Below are 20,179 nucleotides of genomic sequence, written 5' to 3' on the forward strand. Positions count from 1 at the left end.
AGGATTTATGCTCGATTTTCCCGTAGTGTAGAAAAGGGTCTACGAAGACTATTTCAAGACTTAAAATCCAGCGAAGGGTGACCTTCGTACGGGTTCGCCCGTCCTCGGCATACGAGTAGTAGTGAAAGACGCATTCAATCGAATGCGTCTTTTTTATACGTACAGGATAGATTCGGCGTACAACATTGAAACAGCGTACAGGATAAGAAACAGGAAAATGTACAACTGGGGAAGCCTGCAGTATTAGAGCAGATTGCCAGCAAAAGATTAGCCAGTAAGTAAGATGCGGTTGATTCGTACATCACTTCGTGATTCTGAATGGGAGTTCGACAAAATGATAATTATTCATTACAATGAGAATAATTATCATATAGAGAACACATGGAGTGCTTAATTATGAACAATTCGATTCAATATAATTTCAATCATTTCTTTGACAAGCTTGAAGGAGGTCATCAAGCCGGAAGTTCAAGCTATATGCTTCATCCTACGACAGGAATAGGACAGGTTCTTCGATTGTACCCACGCTCTGAGTTGGAGATGGTTATGTCAGACTATAAGCTGTACCAGGACCATGATATACGCCTAGATTCACTCGCACCAATGGTAGAGTTTGGGTATTGTTATGAGGGTAGCAGGGAGATAAGTGTACCTGGCGCTCGTCAGGAGTTCATGCCTGCCAATTGGAGTTTGCAACTGATTAATACCTCGGAAGCGAGATTGGAGCTAGGCCAAGCACAATCCTTTCGAATGTTGGGCATCGGGATGTCTGTCGGCGTGTTTCATCATTTTATGACCTCCATCGGGGGAGTGCAAAGGGCTGACTTTAACAGCCTTCTTGGAGGAAAGTCGTATCGGTTGCTTCAGGAGAAGCCGCCAGCCTCCGCCAGCGCTTCGCTTCATCACATTGCAGCAAGCCTAAGAGATGGAACGATGAATAATATTGAGCTGGAGTATACGGTGTTAGAACTCCTGGAACTGGCGCTTCGCACTTTTCTTGAAGGAAAAGAGGAACGGATAGGGCTTAGCCAAGAGACCCAGCTGCGCGTTGGCGAAGCGCGCCGAATAATCCTGGAGCAGATGGATAATCCTCCATCATTGTTGCAGCTGTCGCGTATGGTCGGTTTGAATGATTACAAGCTCAAGGTGGGCTTCAAGGAAATGTACGGTAACACCATCTTTGGATACCTGCGAGAAAAGAGGATGGAGCAGGCTTTAAAGCTACTTCAAGCCGGCAAGTCCAACGTCATTGAAGTGTCTTGCGCAGTGGGCTACTCGAATCCAAGCCATTTTGCCGAGGCGTTCCGCAAGAAATTCGGAGTAAATCCCAGCGCATTACTACGTGAAAATTCTTCCCGGATATAACATGGTAATGACAGGCTTTTATTTAGAACGGACTGTCAACTTATCGGTTAACTCTCTCTCTTCACAAGCAACTGAACTTGCCAGGCATAGAAAAAGCCCTTCAGAACCCACTGAAGGGCTTTTTCATGAAATCGGATGGTTAAATTGCAGAGAATCTCATGGATTCCGTGAAACGGGGATTTTAATCCACCTTGGGGTAGAGGGTGCCGTCAGAAAAACCTTACTATAGTAATAATTATTTTCATATTTTCACAGAAGGGAGAGTGCCCAGGTGCGCTCGAAATACAGTTCTGATTCCAATTTCAATTCAGCCCCTCTCCCATCCTTCTGGCCGTTTGTACTGACCGGGATGTTGATGATTGTGACCACGACAGGGTTTGCGCGAATGGCCTACGGGCTAGTGTTGCCTTATATGCAGGCCGGACTCGGATTGTCAATTTCACAGGGAGGGATGCTTGGCACGATCATGTTTCTAGGTTACCTGGCTTCGGTCGGGTTATCGGGTATACTCGCTGTCCGCTGGGGTAGCAAAGCTGTTCTTATGGCAGGAGGTTGTGCTGTTGTCATCAGCATGTTTGGCCTTTCCGGATCATATTCGTTCATTTGGGTGGCTCTGTTCATGTTCCTGGCCGGAGGGGGCAGTGCACTGGTGTTCACTCCGCTCATGTCCCTCATGCTGGGCCAGTTCCCGGACAAGAAGGGAATCGTCCTCGGGATGTTGCTAAGTGGTGCAGGTATCGGGATGCTGTTAAGCGGATTTTTAGTACCCTTACTAACCGCTCAATTCCCCGTTCTAGGCTGGCGTGCGGTCTGGTTAGGGTTCGGTATCATCTCACTTGTTGTGCTAATCGCGGCTTTATTGATCCTGAGAAATCCCGAGATTGTAGGGAGCGTGAAGGAGACAGACAAACCGAAGTGGTTAAAAAATAAAGCATTGATGCAGGTGGCTGTACTCTATTTTCTAGTAGGTATAGCATATCTTGTTCCCAATCTATATCAATCTGGTTTCATGCTGGCTGAAGGGATTTCGGACCGCGCTGCCGGTCTGGTGTACGCCATAGCTGGCATCTTCAGCATTGCAGGCGGCCCTGTCTGGGGCAGTCTGTCCGACCGATTTGGTGTAAACCGGATGTTTATACTGGTTTGGGCTTGTGCGGCGGCAGGGGATATCATCCCGCTTCTGAATCACAGTATTCCGGGGTTCGTCTCATCATCAGTACTTTGGGGCTCCAGTATCGGTGGTCTGGTTACATTAATTCAGCTGAAGGCTGCGAAACAAGTCAATCCCCGGTACGTTCCAACTGCCATCGGATTTATCTCAATATTCTATGCGGTAGGTCAAATGCTGGGTCCGGGAATGACAGGGTGGATGATTGATCATCTCGGTGGCTACGGAGTGGCTTATGGATTCGGAGCGGTAGTCTACGGCTTTGGATTAGTTGCCAGCCTGATCTCTGGGCGCAAACAGAAATTGCTGGAGCAGAGCAAAAAGATAAAGCAGTAACAGCGAGTCCACAGAAGGCTTTTCCACGAACCATATAGGGCTATAGTAATAGGGCTTTAATAAAAGAGGCTGTCCCAAAAGTCATGTAATGGCTTCTGTGACGCCTCCTTTTTTTGAGAAAGATCAACGCGTGGACTTGAATGGACGCTCCGTGAACGCTACCACGCGATCAATCATAGTGACCACAACGCTTGGAGAAGGGAGCAGCACCATTTATTAATTGGCCACGACGATTTGCCATTGTTGATTCAAGCCGTTGTTGTTACTCCATTGAATCACATTGGCACCGTCGGTGAGTGCGCCGGAGGAGACGTCTATCAATTTGCCGGTAGCGCGGTTCTTCAGCTTGAAGAAGCCGCCGCCTGCATCAATCAGCTGCCAATGCTGGCTGGTCCAACCCCCGTCTGACCACTGTTCGATGACTGTTCCATCGGTCGTAGTGCCATTCTCAGGGCCAAGAATCAATCCGCTGTTGGTATTCTTAAGCTTATAGTACCCGTCGCCAGCGTCGATCAGCGTCCAACGTTCACTCGGTAAGTTAGTATCGGTCCATTGTTCGGCATCTGCACCATTTGCTGTTGCACTCGCTCTAATGTTCAAAGCCTTTTCGCTTTTGCGGTTAATCAGCTCATACGTGAGGCTGCTGTCTACCGTGAATGGAGTTCCTGCGACCGTTCCTGCTGCACTGTCGATGTTAAGCTGCGGGTACCATGAGATGGAGAGGGTGGTCGATGAAGGGAATGTCAACGGCAGCCATACGTATTTGGATTCATTGGCGGGACGCTCCCAGGCTCCGGCCCAGCGGTCACCCATATATAGATAGGACGTGGATGAGCTACCCTCAACAGGAATGATATAGGCGGCTTGTGACTCGGAAGCGCGTGAATCTCCGACATTGGAGAGGGCGCTCCAGGTTCCGCTTATGCTGGAAGCGGTTGCGTATTTCTGCTGGTTAGGAGTCCAGCCTGTTGCGCCGGAAGTGATCAGGAAGTAGGTAGAGCCCCGCTTGAACATAGCAGGAGCTTCACGGTATGAGCCTGCCCACAGGGTCTGGACCAGTGATTCCACGCCCAGAAAATCCGGTGTCAGACGATAAATGTTAAGATCGGCATTCACCCTTGTGGCTGATATCAGATAAGCGGTGCCGTTATCGTTGTATACCGTCATATCACGGGAATCGTAGTCAAGAGGCCTGAAGCTGCCTTGATACGTATACGGACCTTCGATATTGGAGGCTGAGGCAACAGCGACTTTTGCTTCTCCGTAATCTACCCCGTTTTCTTTATGCGCCCATAGCACATATTTTCCGGTTGCCGCATTATAAAGAAGCTTGGGGCGTTCGATATTGGCGGTTGCAAGCTCTGAGGCGCTGCTCTTGGATAGTATATTCGCGCGGAATTCCCAGTTCTTCAGGTCTGTTGAACGGTAAAGTGATACATAGTTCGTTCCATCCCGGTTCTCCCCAACCCAATAATAATAGCTGCCAGACTTGATCATTCCACCGCCATGCGCATTAACCGGATTGCCTGAAGTATCCTTGAACTGAATCCCGTTAAGGAGACTGAGCGGAGCGGCATAGCTCTTGGAGCCAGATCCTCCACAGGACAGGACAATCAGCAGAAGGGACAGAAACAGAATAAAGGGTGTTTTAGCTCTTTTCCATTCATTCACATGCATTCGAGTAATCCTCCTTCATTTTATTCATTATTTAGTTAAGCGCTTACAAAAATCAAACAGAATGTCCTCCTTTCTCTCCAAACATTACCAGTAATACAAATTACGATCAATTTAAACATTTGGATATTTGTAGACAAAATGGATATTTCTTTTGTAACAATTCGCCAGAGCTACCTGAGATGCTTTGGAATCCAAAGCATAACGTCCGTTGTCTGCTCCCCCAATGTCACTTAATGATGATATACTTACCTTGATCATTATGATAATGATAATCAAAATCATTTTAGGATCGGTATATCAATTGGGACAAGTGAGATGGGGGAGCGCGGACTGATGCAGGAAGAAGCAGAAGCTAGCAAGGTATTTACACCGGAGATGATCGATACGATGGCCCGCATTTGGACACGTTCGATCATTACATTAATAGATGTACGCTTTCAGAATATAGCGTCCGCATACCCTTTGGAGCATTATAAAATGCCTAGCAGCATGTTTATCTATGCCTGTGGAGGGGAAGCGCAAATTCAACTGAATGAAACCACATTTGGAATGGAACGCTTCGGTCTAGTTCATGGCGGGAAGGGGAGCCTGCTCAGTATTTCGCCTAAAAGGGAGGGTGTGAAGACCTTTATGGTCTTTTATAAAGCGGAATCCCCTCTTTTCCACAAGAAGCACCTGCAGCAATTACTGGAGGAAGTCAATCCATTTGTTCAACAGTTTGGTTATACACCAAGTAATCCTATCTTGCTGCTCGACTGGTTTCAACAAATGTTGAATGACTGGAACCGCGGCAAGGCGATGGATCAGCTTCAGGCTAAGGGGTTTCTATATCAATTGATCCATAGGGTGTATAGAGATTTTGAGGGTGGCGAGATTCGCTATCTCCAGCCCTTTCCCGCCAGTTCTGCCAAAATATATCTAGATAAACATTACCGGGAGCCGATTATGTTCCAGGATATTGCCGCTATGTTTGGGATCAGTGGCGGGCAATTAACGCGGTTGTTCAAAAAGAAGGAAGGGATGAGCTTACAGGAGTACCTCATTCAGAGGAGGATTGAAGCTGCCTGTCATGACTTGAAGTATACAGAGGCAACCATTAAAGAGATAGCAACAGGATCTGGGTTTGCTGATGAGAAGAACCTGTTTCGGATGTTTAAGAAGTATTACAAGATGACGCCGAGTGATTACCGGAAAATAAACGCACCATCCATGCAGGTTGATGGTATTGATAATGATTCTCATCTTCATTACAATGAGAGGGAACTGGCGAGTCTAGTCAAGTCTTATAGAGATGGGGAATCAAGCATGTTTGGACAAGTACGAAGTAAAGAAATGATCTTTGTGGCGGCGATGAGCCTGATGCTGTTGCTGACGGCATGTACGTCGGGGACGCCAGCGAATAATAGGGGAACGGTGAATCCGTCTGCGGAGACCGGGCAGACGACACAACCGGAAGTACAGGAGACGAAGGCTTCAGAAGCAGTCTCGCAGACCAGAACGATATCTACAGTAAAGGGTGATGTTGAGGTGCCCAGCAACCCTCAGCGTGTTGTAGTCGATTATCTGGTTGGTGATGTGGTAGCTTTGGGTGTCACTCCTCATGGTGTGGCGAGAGCAACAAAAGGCGAGACAGAGGCGGTGTATTCTACCGAGATTAAAGATTCAATTAACATAAAGATGGAGCCGGAAGATGTCATGACTCTTGAGCCTGATCTGATCATATTAGCATGGGGCGAAGAGAATTATGAGGATTTATCCAAAATTGCCCCGACCATTTATGTCCCTTATGGTGATATGACTACAGAAGAGCGTATCCATTTTATTGGCAATGTTCTGAATAAGCCGAAAGAGGCTGAGGCTGTTTTGAGTGCTTATGCTAACAAAATCGAAGAAGCGAAGCTATCCCTTAAGAATGCCGGCCTTGCAGACGTGACGATTACGATGGGAGAATTCGGTGATAAAACGAACTCCATCGCTGGAGCCAAGCATGCGGTTGGCGAGCTTATGTATAATCAGCTTCAAATGAAGGCACCGTCAAAGGTTCAAACTGATATTATTGACGCAGATAAATATTGGGGACAGATCTCAATGGAGGTCTTGCCCGCTTACATGGGAGATTATTTGATCGCCTTAGGAGATACGGAAGTTCCTGCTGATCATGCGGTTTGGAAATCACTACCCGCTGTGCAACATCATCGGATCGTAACGGTGGGTTCATCGCTATCTTGGTCCACGGATATAATGACTTCCAGTGCGTTGATTGATCATATTGTCAATCAATTGCTGGCATTAGCTAAATAAGGGGATCTGGAAATACGATGAAAAACAAGCCTGAACAAAATCGCCGTGGGTTGGTGAACTTCACCATGTACATGGTGGTAGGGCTTGGATTAACGGTTCTCATGTCAGCGGCGTCGATTAGCTTTGGTGCCGCTGACATGAGGTTAGCGACTGCATGGGAGGCTATTTTCCGGTTTGATCCAACGCTCACTGAACATCAAATTATTCAAACCCTACGTCTTCCGCGTACCGTAGCCGATCTGATTGTCGGATGTAGCCTTGCGGTTTGTGGTGCGATCATGCAGGGGACAACGCGTAATCCGCTGGCCGACTCCGGGCTGATGGGGATCAGCTCTGGTGCAGCATTCGCGATTGCGCTATGCCTGGCCTTTCTACCGGGGTATTCGTATGGGCAGATGATGCTGTTTGCTTGTCTGGGAGCAGCACTTGCGACCGGGATCACATACTTCATCGCGTCGCTGGGCAAGCGCGGGATGACACCTCAGCGGCTGGTGCTGGCAGGACTGTCCATCTCCATGCTGTTTGGCGCACTCAGTCAGTATTTGGCGATCAATTACAACCTGGGCCGGGCCTTGGCATTCTGGACCGCAGGCAGTACAGCCGGGGCCAAGTGGGAGGAATTACTGATTATCTCCCCTCTATTTGTTGGTGGTGTACTGCTGGCGCTGGCGCTGGCTCCTTCTGTTACATTGCTTAGTCTGGGGGATGATGTGGCAAGTGGACTCGGTATCAGCAGCGGACTGGTCAAGGGGCTGTCGACAATTACCGTGCTCGTGCTGACTGGATTGGCTGTTGTCGTGGTTGGCCCAATCGGTTTTGTGGGTCTGATTACCCCGCATATTGTACGATACATGGTCGGTGTCGACTACAGGTACATTATTCCGGCTGCTGCGCTATATGGTGCGTTACTGACCGTATCGGCCGATCTGGCTGGCCGTTTGATCAATAGGCCGTTCGAAACACCGATTGGCATTATCTTTTCTATCATTGGTGTGCCGTACTTTCTCTTCCTGGCCCGCAGGCAAAGGAGGGAATTCGAATGATCAAGCAGCGTTATACGGTGCAACGGGGGATCCTCGTCAATGTAGTGCTTATAGTGCTCATCCTTATGTTTGCTGTCATTAGCATGAATTCCGGCAAGATGAATCTTTCACCGCTAGAAGTGCTGAATGTCCTCCTGGGTAACGGCACCGGCAAGCAAAATCTGATCCTGTTCGATTTTCGGATGCCACGAATTGTACTGTCGATCTTGGTAGGTCTGGGAATGGGCGCGGCTGGGGTCGTGATGCAGAGTTTGCTGCGCAATGACATGGCTAGTCCGGGGACACTGGGGATTAGTTCAGGATCGGGTTTGTTTGTCCTGTTCTTCGTAGTATTCATCGCATCGGCAGGAAAAAGTTCTTTCATTGCCCTGCCGCTGCTGGCCTTTGTTGGCGGCCTGCTGGCGGCGGGATTGATCTTCTTATTATCGTATCACCGTGGGCGAAACCTCTCGCCAATCGGTCTGATCTTAACCGGGGTTGCACTCGGAAGCGGGTATGGGGCGCTGACCACCTTCTTGACACTCAAGCTGGATGATTCGCAGATGGACTTCATGCTGAATTGGCTGGCGGGGAGCTTGTGGGGCGCTGATTGGCGCTATATTGCCGTACTGGCACCATGGGTCTTGATTTTAATCGGTTATATTTTCTACAAGTCCCGGATGCTGAACACCCTCCATCTGGGCTATCAGACGGCAGAAGGGCTGGGACTTTCCGTGAAGCGGCAGTTTTTGGGGTTGTCGATCGCTGCTGTTGCTTTATCCTCTGGCAGTGTAGCTGTTGGCGGGAGCTTCTTCTTCGTTGGCTTGATCGCTCCGCATATGGCAAGGAAACTGGTCGGGCCTGATCACAAATTACTCATTCCGGCTGCCAGCCTGACCGGCGGATTAGTCGTGGTGCTGGCTGACACGATTACGCGCACGGTTAACCTGGGGGGAGATGTGCCGACGGGAATCGTCATTACGGTCATCAGTGTTCCGTACTTTCTTTATTTACTAGCGAAGGCCAATTAGGAGGACGTCATGGAAAGTATTACAGCAGAGCAAATTGATATTGCCTATAATGACACGCTTATCGTCAAAGAACTGGATTTGCAGATTCCGCGTGGACAGATCACCTCGATTATTGGTCCCAATGGATGCGGCAAATCAACCGTACTCAAGGCAGTCGGCCGGCTGCTCAAGACGAATAATGGTACGGTCTATCTGAATGGTGCCGATATCCGCACACTGTCCACCAAGGAAGTCGCCAAGCAGATGGCGATTCTGCCGCAGACGCCAACCGCACCGAGCGGCTTGACAGTCGGCCAATTAGTCGCCTATGGGCGTTTTCCTCATCAACGGGGTTTCGGCAAGCTCTCCAAAGAGGATAAGCAAGTAGTCACCTGGGCGCTATCGGTTACACAGCTTACAGCGTTTGAGCATCGTGAGGTGGATACGCTCTCTGGCGGTCAGCGTCAGCGCGTATGGATTGCGATGGCGCTCACCCAGCAGACCGATCTGATCCTGCTGGATGAACCCACCACCTATCTGGACCTGGCGCATCAGCTCGAAGTGCTGGAACTGCTCTATGAACTGAATCGCAGTCAGCAAGTGACGATTGTGATGGTGCTGCATGACCTGAATCTGGCAGCGCGCTTCTCCGACTATATGGTGGCGATTCGTGAGGGCCAGGTGGTGGAGCATGGCTCGCCAGAGCGTGTAATGACGGTACAGACGCTGCGTGAGGTATTTGCCATTGATGCCGAGATTATGCTGGAACCGCGAACAGGGCGGCCGGTGTATGTGACGTACGAGCTATTGCGTGATAAGCGTAGAGACCAAGAAGCAGATCAAGGATTCCTGCAAGCTGAGGAACAGAAGGAGTCGATTGCCACATGAGAACCGCATGGCGTGTCCTGATGGGCGCACGGAAATACTGGCTGCAGTTAGGCATTGGATTTGCCGGTATCGTGATGGCCACGATTGCCGGGTTTTATTTGCCTTGGGCGCTCCGCTCGTTGACACAATTGGCGATCGAAGGCAGCAGCCGGTTTGCCGCGGAAGCGCTGAAGATTGGTCTGTTGCTGCTTGGAGCCACCTGTCTGCAAGCCATCGGAACATCACTGGCCGGCTATATGAACCATTATGCGGCACTTCACTATGTGGCAGATTTAAGAACAAGATTATATAGCAAATATCAGGAAATGAGCTTGCGCTATTTCCATCGAAGCCGGACGGGTGACTTGACCGGGCGCGTGGTGAATGATGCGATGGAAGCGGAAATTTATATTGCCCATGCCATTCCTGACTTTATCATCAACGGGCTGACTTTTATCGGAGTAGGCATCCTGCTCTTGACGATCAATGTGAAGCTGGCACTGATCAGTCTGATCACAATTCCGTTGCTGCTTGCGATCACGGTATGGCAAAGCAAACGCTTGTCACCGCTATGGGGAGAGAATTCCAAGGCGCGGGGAGAGATTGCTGGCAAGGTGCAGGAGAACTTGTCGGGCATGAAGGAAATCCAAATTTTCAATCGGCAGGAGGAGGAGCGGGGCAACGTTTCCCGTCTGGCTATGAAACATACGAAGACCTATTTGCGCGCCAGTCTGTTCTATGAGACCTCTGTGCCGTTGCTGGCATTTGTGACCGCGCTGGGTACTGTGCTTGTCGTGATACTAGGCGGCAGATTGATGGCAACAGGTGAGGTAAGTATTGCTGATATCATTGGATTCATCGCCTACCTGGGTATGTTTTATCAACCGGTAAAGTCCTTTTCCAGCTTGGTGGAAATGTCGGGGAGAGCCGCTGCTGGCCTTAAACGGGTATATGATGTGCTGGAAGAGGAGGAAGACATACAGGAGAAGCGAAATGCAGTCCATTTGCCGCGTATACAAGGACAGATATCCTTTCAGAATGTCACATTCGTATATCCGGATGGTGCCCCTGTACTAGAAGGGCTGAACCTGACTATTGAGCCTGGAAAGACGGTGGCGCTTGTAGGTACAACCGGTGTAGGAAAGACGACATTGGCCAGTCTCGTTAACCGGTTCTACGACCCGCAGACCGGTTCAATTCAAGTGGATGGCATCGACATTCGGGATGTGACACTCTCCAGCCTGCGTGATAATATCTCGATGGTGCTGCAGGATACCTTCCTGTTTGACGGCACGGTGTATGACAATATCGCTTATGGATGGGCGGATGCGACCGGGAAAGATGTGATGGCCGCAGCGAAGGCGGCGAAAGCGCATGATTTCATAGCACAGATGGAGCAAGGCTACGATACGGTGATTGGTGAACGCGGTGTACGATTGTCAGGAGGGCAGAAGCAGCGGATTTCGATCGCACGGGCAATTCTTCGCAATGCACCGATTCTCATTCTGGATGAAGCGACATCGGCGCTGGATACCAAGACCGAGCAAGAGATCCAGCAGGCGCTGGACGAAATATCGAAGGATCGCACAACACTGGTGATTGCCCATCGCCTATCGACGGTCCGTCATGCCGACCAGATCGTCGTGCTGGAGGGCACAGAGATTGCCGAGATGGGTACGCATGAGGAACTGCTGCGTAGCGGCGGCATTTATGCACGATTGTATGCGACGCAAGCTTCTTGAATGTAATCGGATCGGTCTTCAAGGGTCAGGACCCCTAATTAAAGAGAACGGAGCAAGAGGCCCATGCAACCCCGCATGGGCCTCTTGCTCCGTTCAATTCACTTCCCCCCACCCGGAATCGCAACCTCATGTCCAACGGTTGCGGCCATGCGGGCTGTTTGTGCGCCCCAAGGCCGGGCCAGAACCCCACGCGACAGCGGACTGAAGACCATGGTCTGAATCCCCTCGTCGGCACAGAGCGGGATCATCTCGTTTTCTTCTTCGCGGGCGATTAAGTTGTAGTTGTGTTGCATGGAGATGAAGCGGGTCCAACCGTTCTGTTTCTGGAGATGCAGGGCCTTGGCGAACTGCCAAGTTCTCATGGTGGAGGCGCCCTGCTGACACTTTCCTCGCTGGTTCCGTGCGAATACAAATTAGCGGTATCGAATAAGTTGATTCCTGCCTCAAGCGCATGTCTGATCATAAGGCGGCTGCCTTCCTCGCCCAGCTAGGGTAACACTGAGGGGATCTCTACTATCGTAGCTCCTTCACAGAAATCTATTCTGGCATGATCCAGACAATCTCGCAGATTCGTACGAAAAACTTCCGGCCCCTGGTATCCAATACAACGTGGTCTGGCTTAACTTCCACTAAGCAGCCGCTAATCCCTCCGCGAGTGGTTTCGAGCACTACCTGTTTACCTTTTACAGACATTAAGGTTTCGACTACGTAGGGGTCAATAGGATATACCATGATTGCTTGCGGCATTTGTTGCTGCATTGGATACATTTGATTATTCAGCACTTTGTTACCTCCCGAATGGTTATACATCATCCTATGCTAATGCCCACATAAAGAACTGGGCGGATGCCCATGCAATAACGAATTCCCTAATCATTATTAAATAAAAAATGGAAGCAAGTACAAAGCTGTAATGGCACCAAAGGGGATCGGTCTTGGATAAAAGCGGCGGCGCGGGTAGAAACCCGGATAGTATCCGAATTGTCTGTAGGTTGTTGCGTTAGCAGGCATTCCGTTCATCTGGCCCACCATTTCATTGGTGGGAATGGCAAGTGTAATATAGTTCTGATCGATATGAGCAACAAACCCGTCGTGAGACTGACCATCGCTTGTAGTAATACCAACATATTTATTCATACAATTCCAGGCAACTTGTTGATAATTCGTTTCCATGGGTAAACCTCCTCAAATACTATCTCGTCAACAGTCTATGGACTATAACCTATATCCATCACGGCATATGCCCATAGCTTAAAAAAATCATAATGAATTAAGCCTAATTGTAACGAGAGATAAATGATGAGAATGGATATGAACGCAATCATAACTATTACCTCCAACTACCTTGCATTAAACAGTAGTGGATGGTAATCTTTGTATTAGTAACTACTGTGTATTACACAGTACTAAATAAAGCGTGGTGATAAGTATTGAATGTTCAGTTCAAGAAGGGTGTGCTGGAGCTTTGTGTTCTTGTTTTAACATCGCAGAAGGACCGTTACGGATATGAGCTGGTGGAGCAGATCTCGCAGAAATTCGCCATAGCGGAGGGCACGATCTATCCGTTATTAAGAAGACTGGCTACGGAAGGGTTATTTTCCACCTATTTATCTGAATCGGGCGAGGGGCCGCCCCGGAAGTACTATAAGATTACCGATGAGGGAAGGAGAGTCATGAACGACATGATAGAGGAATGGAATGCTTTTGCCATAGGAGTGCAGGAGATCATTGGGGGGGATCGGATTGAATAAAGAGGCCTATCTGAATGAATTGGCACGTTATCTGAAGCTGCTTCCTCCTGAGGAATGTGCCGATCTTATGGGTGAATTCCGGGAGCATTTCGAGTTTGCCCAACTAAGCGGGCGGTCTGAAGCAGAAGTGATCTCCAAGCTGGGCCATCCCCGGTTGATCGCCCGTGAACTACTGACCCAGTCGCAAATTGAGAGAGCGGACAAATCCCCAACGCTCTTAAGCGTTACGAGAGCGGTTATGGCAACGGTGAGCTTAGGATTGTTCAACTTAGTTATCGTTCTGCTGCCTTTTATCACTTCTTTGACTGTGATTGCCGGGGTGTTCGTCTTTGCCATTTGCCTGCTTATTTCTCCGATTCTTTTAATTCTTCAGTATCAGTCGGTCACGTTGTCTATCAATAGCATTTTTCTGATGCTGGGCCTGGTTGGTGTGGGACTGCTAGTAGCCCTTGGAACACTAAAGCTCACCCGGCTGTATTACCATCTTGTGATCCGGTACCTGAAGTATAATCTGACAGTTATTAAGAAGGATGTGACCTCTTTTGAAAAATAGATCCCGGAACGTAACCAGACTTGCTCTGCTCCTGATTGCTGCCGGAGTCATTGGAAATGTAGTGCTGTATCTGTTAGGCAATTCACCATTTAATTTGCATGAGCTATCGGTTGAACAACCTGTGCGGATGGACCAGACCACCAGCGTTCTTCTTCAAAACGAGATTGGAACGATTGATGTGGTTCCCATTCAGGGAGATGAAATCAAGGCAACCTTAGGCGGGAAGACGACCAAGGCATTAATGAAGGATTACAAGCTGCACATCACTCAGGATCGGGGACAAACCAGCATTAAGGTTGTTCAGGATAACCGCTTCCGCTTTTTTGACATCTATACGGAGCTTAAGCTCACGGTTGGGGTTCCTGCGACCCGGCTAGACCAGCTGCAGGTGGTAACGGACTCCGGAAGAATTGATGTCGGCCCCGTCCTGGCGAAGGAATACCGGGTGGTAAGCGACTCGGGTTCTATCAAGCTGGAGATAGAGGAGGGGATCATTCATGCGGAAACGGATACTGGTGAAATCACCGCCTCGCTTGAGCGCATCCTTCAAGATATCCATGCTACCTCAGATACTGGAGATATTACCATCCAGACAACAGAAGCGCCTCAAGCGCTCCGTACTCAATTCTCTGCGGATTCTGGAACCGTTAAGGTGACGCTTCCGGGTTATAAGGACGGTTATATCGGTGAAGGAGGGCCACTTGTCAAGCTTATCTCTGACACTGGCAATCTTAGGATCGAACAGTAACAGTATTTAGGTGAAGAGCAGGAAGAAGAATAAGATTGATTTTAGGAGGCGGCCTTGTGTGATAACACAGAATCCCAGGAAAGAAGTCTTAATCAAGACTGTTGATCTATGCAAAGTTTACTCCTCAGGCCATGAACAATATCTCGCCGCCAAAAGCATTAATCTCAAAGTATACCAAAGTGACTTTACGGTGATTATGGGCAGCTCAGGCTCGGGGAAATCTACGTTGCTCTACCTCCTCAGCGGTCTGGACGGGATCACTTCCGGAGAAGTGATGTTCAAGGGACAGCGAATTGATGCATACACAGAGAAGGAACTTACGGATTTCCGGTCCAACAAAATCGGCTATGTATATCAATCGATCAATCTGGTTCCTGATTTCACTTTGCTGGAGAATGTGGCTTTCCCGGGGTACGTGGCTGGCCGCAGCAAAAGCGGGGTGAACGAGCAGGCATTAAGCCTGCTGCACCAGATGGGGATCGGGGCACAAGCCGGACGCCTGCCGTCCCAGGTATCTGGAGGACAACAGCAGAGAGCGGCGATTGCCAGGGCGCTCATCAATTCGCCGGAGGTGATTTTTGCGGATGAGCCTACAGGGGCATTAAGCCAGGAGCAGGGCGCAGTGATTCTGGATCTGTTGACGGAGATGAACCAGAATGATCAATCGATCGTTATGGTGACGCATGATATCCAGGCTGCGTGCAGGGCGGACCGGTTAATCCTGGTCAAAGACGGCACAATCGACGGAATTCTGGAGCTAGGCAAATATGCACCGGATCAGTTGAAAGCGAGAGAAAACCAAATTTTCATGTTCATGTCAGGGGAGGAGAGGTAGCGGATGTATGCGGTATGGAAACTATGCTGGACGAACCTGAAGCATAAAAAAGTACAAAACAGCTTCATTGCGATCATCATCATGCTGGCAGCCCTGCTCCTCTCAACCGCCATATCCGTTCTGAACAACACCAACCGGATGTATGAGAGTATGCATGAACAGTCCCGTGGCGCTCATCAAATATTACAGATGGAGAATGGCCTCCATGATCCGGTCGAGGTACATAAATGGTGGGAGGAGGAGCAAGGCGTAACGGTCTCGGATTTGATGCGCTACCGCTATCTGTCTAGTATGTCTCACGCCTTGAAAGAGATCCCCAATGTGGACTTGTTCATGATGGATGCGCCAACAGGACCTTTTCCCGTGGACCGGCTGCAGTTCGTGGAAGGGGAAGAACAGAGCACACCGGAAGCAGGAACTGCCTGGATTCCCACCTCGCTGGCGTATCCCAATGATATTCATGTGGGCGATTCAGTTGAATTCAAGACAGATGAAGGGACCATCCGGTTGAACGTTGCGGCCGTCGTCGTGGATATTTCCTACTGTTCGCCATTTGCGACGAGCGGGAGAATCTGGCTGAATCATGAGGATTATACTAAGCATATGACCCTTTTGCCGGGCGAAGATAAGTATATGACCGGACTACGGTTTGAGGATTACAGTCAACAGAGAGCCTACTGGGAGAGATTCGAACAGTATCTGGGGACCCCCTATCTGGAGTCGGTCAAAGACTTCGAGAGCTTGTCTTCCTATTATATGATTGCGAACCAGGTGATCAGCTTCGTGATGATTTTTCTGGCTGCTGTCATGATCTGTGTAGCCTTGTATACCTTGGGATTCACGATTGCCGATGCCATTCTCTCTAACTACAGAACGATCGGGATTATCAAATCTGTCGGATTATCCTCCCGTAAAGTCATTATGGCTTATGTTGCGCAATATACCTTCCTGGCGCTCGTCTCGGTCATCCCGGGGATGCTGGTCAGCAATATCCTCTCCGGCACCATTGTTGCGGGTTCTATGGCTTATCTCAACACAGGTTCATTAGGGATGAACGATGTATTTTCAGGTACAGGTCTGTGGACTGGCGCGGCTGTCGTTGTGGTTATTCTCCTCTCGGCCCTGCTGTTCGCGAATAAGGCGCGTCATGTGGAGCCTGCCCAAGCCGTTCGTTACGGCATGTCCGAGAAGGAGTACTCCCACCAATCAGGAGGAACTGGAACATGGAAAAGAAAGCTCCTGCAACTGGGCGCTCTTCCGACTTCAATGATTATCGGGCTAAGAAGTGTCACCAAGAATATCCGGGGTTCGCTGCTGATTGTGCTGATCTCGGCGTTGTCCACCGCTGTACTCGTCTTCGGGTTCCTGTTCGTATACAGCATTGCTTCTATCCATGGAACCATTGCCAAATGGGGGTATGATTCGGCCGATCTGTCCATCAGAATCGATAACCCGGCTAAAATGACTTTTGAACAGCTGCAAGAAGAAGTCCTCTCTGATCCAAGGGTGAAGAATTACTCGCGGTACGGGGATGCCAATGCGGTTGTGCCGGTTCCCCAGAAGGATGGGGCTGCCATGAAGCAGGATACGATGGGGATCTTACTGACGGTGGCGGATGGGAGCTATGATGAAATAGGCTATGAGAATGTGGAGGGACAGAACCCTGTGTCTGCCAATGAAATCTCGGTTGGTGTGAATGTTGCCAGAACGCTAGGTATCCAAGCAGGCGATACAACGGATATTTATATTGAAGGGGAAAAACATACGCTGACCGTCACCGGGATCTACCAGGCAATCGCGAACATGTCTAATTCGGGGCGGATTACCGCCGACGTCATCAGAACTAGTAATCCGGGCTATGGAAGTGCGATGAACACCACTTTCATGAATCTGCATGAGGGGACTTCAACCGATTCATTCGTGAATGAATTGCAAGAGCGGTACGGCAGTGTAATCGGAATCGCCAGTCAGGCTTCGCTGGTGGATGAGGTATTCTCCCAAGCGGTCAAAATCATCGTGCTTCCAGTATCCGTTATGGCGCTGTTATTCATCATCATTACGTTCGTAATCATCTACAGTATCTGCCGGATTAATATGAAGAAAGAGAGCCGCACCTACGGCATCTACAAGTCCATCGGCATGACCTCCCGCCAGATCCGACTGTCGGAAACCACCGGAATCCTGGTCGTATCGGGGATCGGAGCTTTGGTAGGGATACCTTTAGGCTTATTAGGCCTGCCACCACTGCTGAACGTTATCCTGTCGGATTACGGGATTGTTAAAGTTCCGCTGATCATGAACGGGGGAGGTATAGCCTCGATGATTCCCTTAAGTGTCATCGCCGCAGGCCTGGGCTGCTGGGCAGCATCCAAGTCTATTCAGAGTGCTTCGCCGCGGGTGTTAGTGGTGGATTGAAAGTAGGGCCGGGCGTTCAGTCCGAAAGTATAGGCCGAAGCCCGTCAACCTTAACTGGTCGGCGGGCTATGGGTTACAGTCTTACGACACTGGACTCGCCGGTCGGCAGAGAATGATTTAAGCCTTGGCAGAAGTCCTTCATACCAAATGCAAAAGTGTCTTGAAAAGTTACAGCTGACAACTCACCATGAGCATCTATAAAGTTAAATATCATATAGTGACTAGTTTTCTTTTTATTTCCTATTCCGGACATACCTCCGACAATCGTTCCTAACCCAGGTACAAGAAGCGTTCCAATCATTGCACGACCCACAACGCTTTTGCTTTTATCGATCAATTCTTGCGCACTTTTAACTTCAGCGGCTCTGAATTGCGCAAGATATATTTCAAATCTTTGTCTGCCTGAATCAATAAGCACACGATCAGAAAATCTAAAAATTTTGCACTCGACACTTCCAATGCCAAGTCCCTCCACATGTTCTGCGAATACCCCCTGTAACGCTCCGATGCTTTGGGTTTGTTCTTTTAGCTCATTCCCTTGTTTAATTCCTTTTTTTGCTCCAAAAATAATACCGATAATGAGCACTACAATAAATCCCCAAATAAATAACATCATTATGAACAGCCCCTTATTCTGATAATAATTAGCAAAAATAGTCTATCAGAATAAGAGGGATAATACTATGCATTTTACAATAAACACCAAAGTACTTACGGGTATAAATCTTTTATTAATTTTGCGAAAAAAATTTATAATCCTTCATTTTATCATATTCCCAAGGAAAAAGCCTGTTAATTGACAATGCAGTTTGTTCCCAGTCATCCTTAGCACATTCCGAAATTCTAACTTGAATACAATCTTTAATGGCTTTTAAGTTGAATTCAGGAACTACCACAAAACCTCTACAAATTATAAATGACATGGTTCTAAGAAAATCCGAGATCCCTTGAGCAGTCCCAACTGTAGCATAGAATTGATCAGCACCAAAAACATCTGAAGGACCAATGTCTAAAACTAAGGATACGCAAAAATCTCCGGTCACATCTCCTTCAGCAAAAACATGAACATCCTTAAGTTCTGGAATTATTGCCATCATAAATCCTTTCAAATTTACCGATGTCCTAATTTCGTGCAATTCTTTAAGGGTAACATCTTAATCTATTCCACATTTTACCTCATTAACTCTTAAGTGTATTGTAAATTTCTGTAGAGAAACAGACTGTTTGTTCGCCTTTATATGGTGTAGGCTTGATGTATACATATTAAAGGAGATGGATTTTTTGAAACGTTGGAAAAGTGTAATGATTAAGATGGTAATTTCTCTTACTTTGGTACTATCAATGTTTGGATTTAAAAATCATGCGTTTGCTGATGCTGCTGGAGAAGTAGACTTAACGGATGGGTTACCAAATTCTGCGTTTTCGGCAAGTAGTTTTTGGAATAGACCTGGCGATACCCGGAACTTTGGCCCTGAGAAAGCATTTGATAATGTTTGGATCGAAAATAATGCAGGATTTTCTACTAATACGACAAAAAACGAATGGATAGCTGTTGATTTTGGTAAGGAACAATCCATTTCAAAGTTGAAGTATAAGGCTGATCTATCCTATGAATATGCATATGATATGAAGGATTTTGTTGTGCAAGCCTCAAATGATAATTCAAATTGGGAAAAACAATACTCAGGTACTGCACTAGGAAATGAGACTATTCAAGAATTTGTATGGAAACCAACTGGTAGTTTCAGATATTGGAGAATCCAATTGATCAATAATATTGGAAATAACAGCTATTGTATTATGGTAGGTGAGATGGAGCTAATCGGCTCTAAACAAGAAGCTCCAATAGATCTAGTTGCAGTAGGGAAAAATAAGGTGGTTGATCTAACTTGGTCACCTGTTACAGGTGCAACTGGTTACAATGTAAAGCGTGCTACCGATACAGGAGGACCATACACTTCAATCGCTCCCAATGTTACAGGTGACTCATACACGGATAATACTGTTATCAATGGTATGACTTATTATTACGTTGTAACAGCAACGGATGGAAATAGTGAAAGCCTGAATTCAAATGAAGCATCAGCTACCCCGCAAAAGGTTAATCAGCCCGATCCAGAAGCTTCAGGAGAACGTGCTATACTTACTATTACACTAACAACTGGTCTTGATAAAGAATATGATCTTTCGGCTGAAGAGGTCAGTGCTTTCTTGAATTGGTATGATGCAAGAGATGCTGGAGCAGGGCCTGCCAAGTATGCGATCAACAAACATAACAATAATAAAGGGCCCTTTAGCGCCCGTAAAGATTATGTAATCTTTGATAAGATCCTCACGTTTAGTGTGGATGAATATTCAGCAGAATAACCTTCCTCATATTTAACCCTGT

At 48.1% G+C, this 20,179-nt stretch carries 20 protein-coding genes; 13 read left to right on the plus strand and 7 right to left on the minus strand.

Annotation, left to right across the window (positions count from 1 at the left end; translation table 11 throughout):
- The first annotated feature begins 396 nt into the window (after positions 1–396).
- Entirely contained in the window at positions 397–1,365 is a 969-nt protein-coding gene (locus tag MKY64_RS03585; protein ID WP_340950919.1) for a helix-turn-helix transcriptional regulator, read from the plus strand.
- Between the two features lie 271 nt (positions 1,366–1,636).
- Entirely contained in the window at positions 1,637–2,869 is a 1,233-nt protein-coding gene (locus MKY64_RS03590; protein ID WP_340950921.1) for a YbfB/YjiJ family MFS transporter, read from the plus strand.
- A gap of 216 nt (positions 2,870–3,085) precedes the next feature.
- Here the strand turns inward: MKY64_RS03590 and MKY64_RS03595 are convergent, their stop codons facing one another.
- Entirely contained in the window at positions 3,086–4,555 is a 1,470-nt protein-coding gene (locus tag MKY64_RS03595; protein ID WP_445671718.1) for an RICIN domain-containing protein, read from the minus strand.
- A gap of 324 nt (positions 4,556–4,879) precedes the next feature.
- Here MKY64_RS03595 and MKY64_RS03600 point away from each other — a divergent pair, with 324 nt between their 5' ends.
- From MKY64_RS03600 to MKY64_RS03620, 5 genes are read left to right on the plus strand one after another with little or no spacing between them, the layout of a single operon-like run.
- Entirely contained in the window at positions 4,880–6,847 is a 1,968-nt protein-coding gene (locus MKY64_RS03600; RefSeq protein ID WP_340950924.1) for an AraC family transcriptional regulator, read from the plus strand.
- A gap of 17 nt (positions 6,848–6,864) precedes the next feature.
- Positions 6,865–7,890, plus strand: coding sequence for a FecCD family ABC transporter permease (locus MKY64_RS03605; RefSeq protein WP_445671689.1), 1,026 nt, complete (start codon positions 6,865–6,867; stop codon positions 7,888–7,890).
- Positions 7,887–8,900: a FecCD family ABC transporter permease gene (locus MKY64_RS03610; RefSeq protein ID WP_340950928.1), complete on the plus strand. Its 1,014-nt coding sequence runs from the start codon at positions 7,887–7,889 to the stop codon at positions 8,898–8,900. Before MKY64_RS03605 ends, MKY64_RS03610 begins: the two co-directional genes overlap by 4 nt.
- A 9-nt stretch (positions 8,901–8,909) precedes the next feature.
- Positions 8,910–9,767, plus strand: a complete 858-nt coding sequence (locus MKY64_RS03615) for an ABC transporter ATP-binding protein (protein ID WP_339250120.1) — start codon at positions 8,910–8,912, stop codon at positions 9,765–9,767.
- Positions 9,764–11,488, plus strand: coding sequence for an ABC transporter ATP-binding protein (locus MKY64_RS03620; RefSeq protein ID WP_340950930.1), 1,725 nt, complete (start codon positions 9,764–9,766; stop codon positions 11,486–11,488). Before MKY64_RS03615 ends, MKY64_RS03620 begins: the two co-directional genes overlap by 4 nt.
- Positions 11,489–11,586: 98 nt before the next feature.
- On the opposite strand, the gene MKY64_RS03625 is transcribed toward MKY64_RS03620, so the two are convergent.
- The 4 genes from MKY64_RS03625 to MKY64_RS03635 form a co-directional block, all read right to left on the minus strand.
- The gene (locus MKY64_RS03625; protein WP_340950932.1) at positions 11,587–11,850 is read right to left on the minus strand and encodes an aldo/keto reductase; all 264 of its coding nucleotides are present in this window, start codon (positions 11,848–11,850) and stop codon (positions 11,587–11,589) included.
- The gene (locus tag MKY64_RS33365) at positions 11,847–11,951 is read right to left on the minus strand and encodes an aldo/keto reductase (RefSeq protein ID WP_339250114.1); all 105 of its coding nucleotides are present in this window, start codon (positions 11,949–11,951) and stop codon (positions 11,847–11,849) included. Before MKY64_RS33365 ends, MKY64_RS03625 begins: the two co-directional genes overlap by 4 nt.
- Positions 11,952–12,025: 74 nt before the next feature.
- A complete protein-coding gene (locus MKY64_RS03630; protein ID WP_405115755.1) occupies positions 12,026–12,271 on the minus strand; it encodes a YuzF family protein in 246 nt (81 codons plus the stop codon).
- 96 nt (positions 12,272–12,367) lie between these two features.
- Positions 12,368–12,661, minus strand: a complete 294-nt coding sequence (locus MKY64_RS03635; protein WP_339250112.1) for a phosphatidylinositol kinase — start codon at positions 12,659–12,661, stop codon at positions 12,368–12,370.
- A 257-nt stretch (positions 12,662–12,918) separates the two neighbouring features.
- Between MKY64_RS03635 and MKY64_RS03640 the strand changes: the two genes are divergently transcribed.
- The 5 genes from MKY64_RS03640 to MKY64_RS03660 are packed head-to-tail and all read left to right on the plus strand — an operon-like array spanning position 12,919 to position 17,790.
- Positions 12,919–13,239 (plus strand): PadR family transcriptional regulator, encoded by a 321-nt coding sequence (locus MKY64_RS03640; protein WP_339250110.1) that lies wholly within the window; start codon positions 12,919–12,921, stop codon positions 13,237–13,239.
- Entirely contained in the window at positions 13,232–13,792 is a 561-nt protein-coding gene (locus MKY64_RS03645) for an HAAS signaling domain-containing protein (protein WP_339250108.1), read from the plus strand. The genes MKY64_RS03640 and MKY64_RS03645 overlap by 8 nt, the downstream gene beginning before the upstream one ends.
- Entirely contained in the window at positions 13,782–14,540 is a 759-nt protein-coding gene (locus MKY64_RS03650) for a DUF4097 family beta strand repeat-containing protein (RefSeq protein ID WP_340950935.1), read from the plus strand. Before MKY64_RS03645 ends, MKY64_RS03650 begins: the two co-directional genes overlap by 11 nt.
- Before the next feature lie 58 nt (positions 14,541–14,598).
- Entirely contained in the window at positions 14,599–15,375 is a 777-nt protein-coding gene (locus tag MKY64_RS03655; RefSeq protein WP_339250104.1) for an ABC transporter ATP-binding protein, read from the plus strand.
- A 3-nt stretch (positions 15,376–15,378) separates the two neighbouring features.
- Positions 15,379–17,790 carry an FtsX-like permease family protein gene (locus MKY64_RS03660; protein ID WP_340950937.1) on the plus strand — a complete coding sequence of 804 codons (2,412 nt, stop codon included), beginning with the start codon at positions 15,379–15,381 and terminating at the stop codon, positions 17,788–17,790.
- A gap of 73 nt (positions 17,791–17,863) precedes the next feature.
- On the opposite strand, the gene MKY64_RS03665 is transcribed toward MKY64_RS03660, so the two are convergent.
- Together MKY64_RS03665 and MKY64_RS03670 are read right to left on the minus strand one after the other, a co-directional pair.
- The gene (locus tag MKY64_RS03665; protein WP_340950938.1) at positions 17,864–18,406 is read right to left on the minus strand and encodes a hypothetical protein; all 543 of its coding nucleotides are present in this window, start codon (positions 18,404–18,406) and stop codon (positions 17,864–17,866) included.
- Positions 18,407–18,521: 115 nt separating this feature from the next.
- Positions 18,522–18,899 (minus strand): Imm8 family immunity protein, encoded by a 378-nt coding sequence (locus MKY64_RS03670; protein ID WP_340950939.1) that lies wholly within the window; start codon positions 18,897–18,899, stop codon positions 18,522–18,524.
- 172 nt (positions 18,900–19,071) lie between these two features.
- Between MKY64_RS03670 and MKY64_RS03675 the strand changes: the two genes are divergently transcribed.
- Positions 19,072–20,157 carry a discoidin domain-containing protein gene (locus MKY64_RS03675; RefSeq protein ID WP_340950940.1) on the plus strand — a complete coding sequence of 362 codons (1,086 nt, stop codon included), beginning with the start codon at positions 19,072–19,074 and terminating at the stop codon, positions 20,155–20,157.
- Positions 20,158–20,179 lie beyond the last annotated feature (22 nt).

Source organism: Paenibacillus sp. FSL R7-0210 (assembly GCF_038009085.1).
Taxonomy (GTDB): domain Bacteria; phylum Bacillota; class Bacilli; order Paenibacillales; family Paenibacillaceae; genus Paenibacillus_AQ; species Paenibacillus_AQ silagei.

Excerpts from the sequence above, each read along its gene's own strand:
- MKY64_RS03585 (WP_340950919.1), top strand. The coding sequence starts at position 397 with ATGAACAATTCGATTCAATATAATTTCAATCATTTCTTTGACAAGCTT.
- MKY64_RS03600 (WP_340950924.1), top strand. The coding sequence starts at position 4,880 with ATGCAGGAAGAAGCAGAAGCTAGCAAGGTATTTACACCGGAGATGATC.
- MKY64_RS03605 (WP_445671689.1), top strand. The coding sequence starts at position 6,865 with ATGAAAAACAAGCCTGAACAAAATCGCCGTGGGTTGGTGAACTTCACC.
- MKY64_RS03610 (WP_340950928.1), top strand. The coding sequence starts at position 7,887 with ATGATCAAGCAGCGTTATACGGTGCAACGGGGGATCCTCGTCAATGTA.
- MKY64_RS03615 (WP_339250120.1), top strand. The coding sequence starts at position 8,910 with ATGGAAAGTATTACAGCAGAGCAAATTGATATTGCCTATAATGACACG.
- MKY64_RS03620 (WP_340950930.1), top strand. The coding sequence starts at position 9,764 with ATGAGAACCGCATGGCGTGTCCTGATGGGCGCACGGAAATACTGGCTG.
- MKY64_RS03625 (WP_340950932.1), bottom strand. The coding sequence starts at position 11,850 with ATGAGAACTTGGCAGTTCGCCAAGGCCCTGCATCTCCAGAAACAGAAC.
- MKY64_RS33365 (WP_339250114.1), bottom strand. The coding sequence starts at position 11,951 with ATGATCAGACATGCGCTTGAGGCAGGAATCAACTTATTCGATACCGCT.
- MKY64_RS03635 (WP_339250112.1), bottom strand. The coding sequence starts at position 12,661 with ATGGAAACGAATTATCAACAAGTTGCCTGGAATTGTATGAATAAATAT.
- MKY64_RS03660 (WP_340950937.1), top strand. The coding sequence starts at position 15,379 with ATGTATGCGGTATGGAAACTATGCTGGACGAACCTGAAGCATAAAAAA.
- MKY64_RS03665 (WP_340950938.1), bottom strand. The coding sequence starts at position 18,406 with ATGATGTTATTTATTTGGGGATTTATTGTAGTGCTCATTATCGGTATT.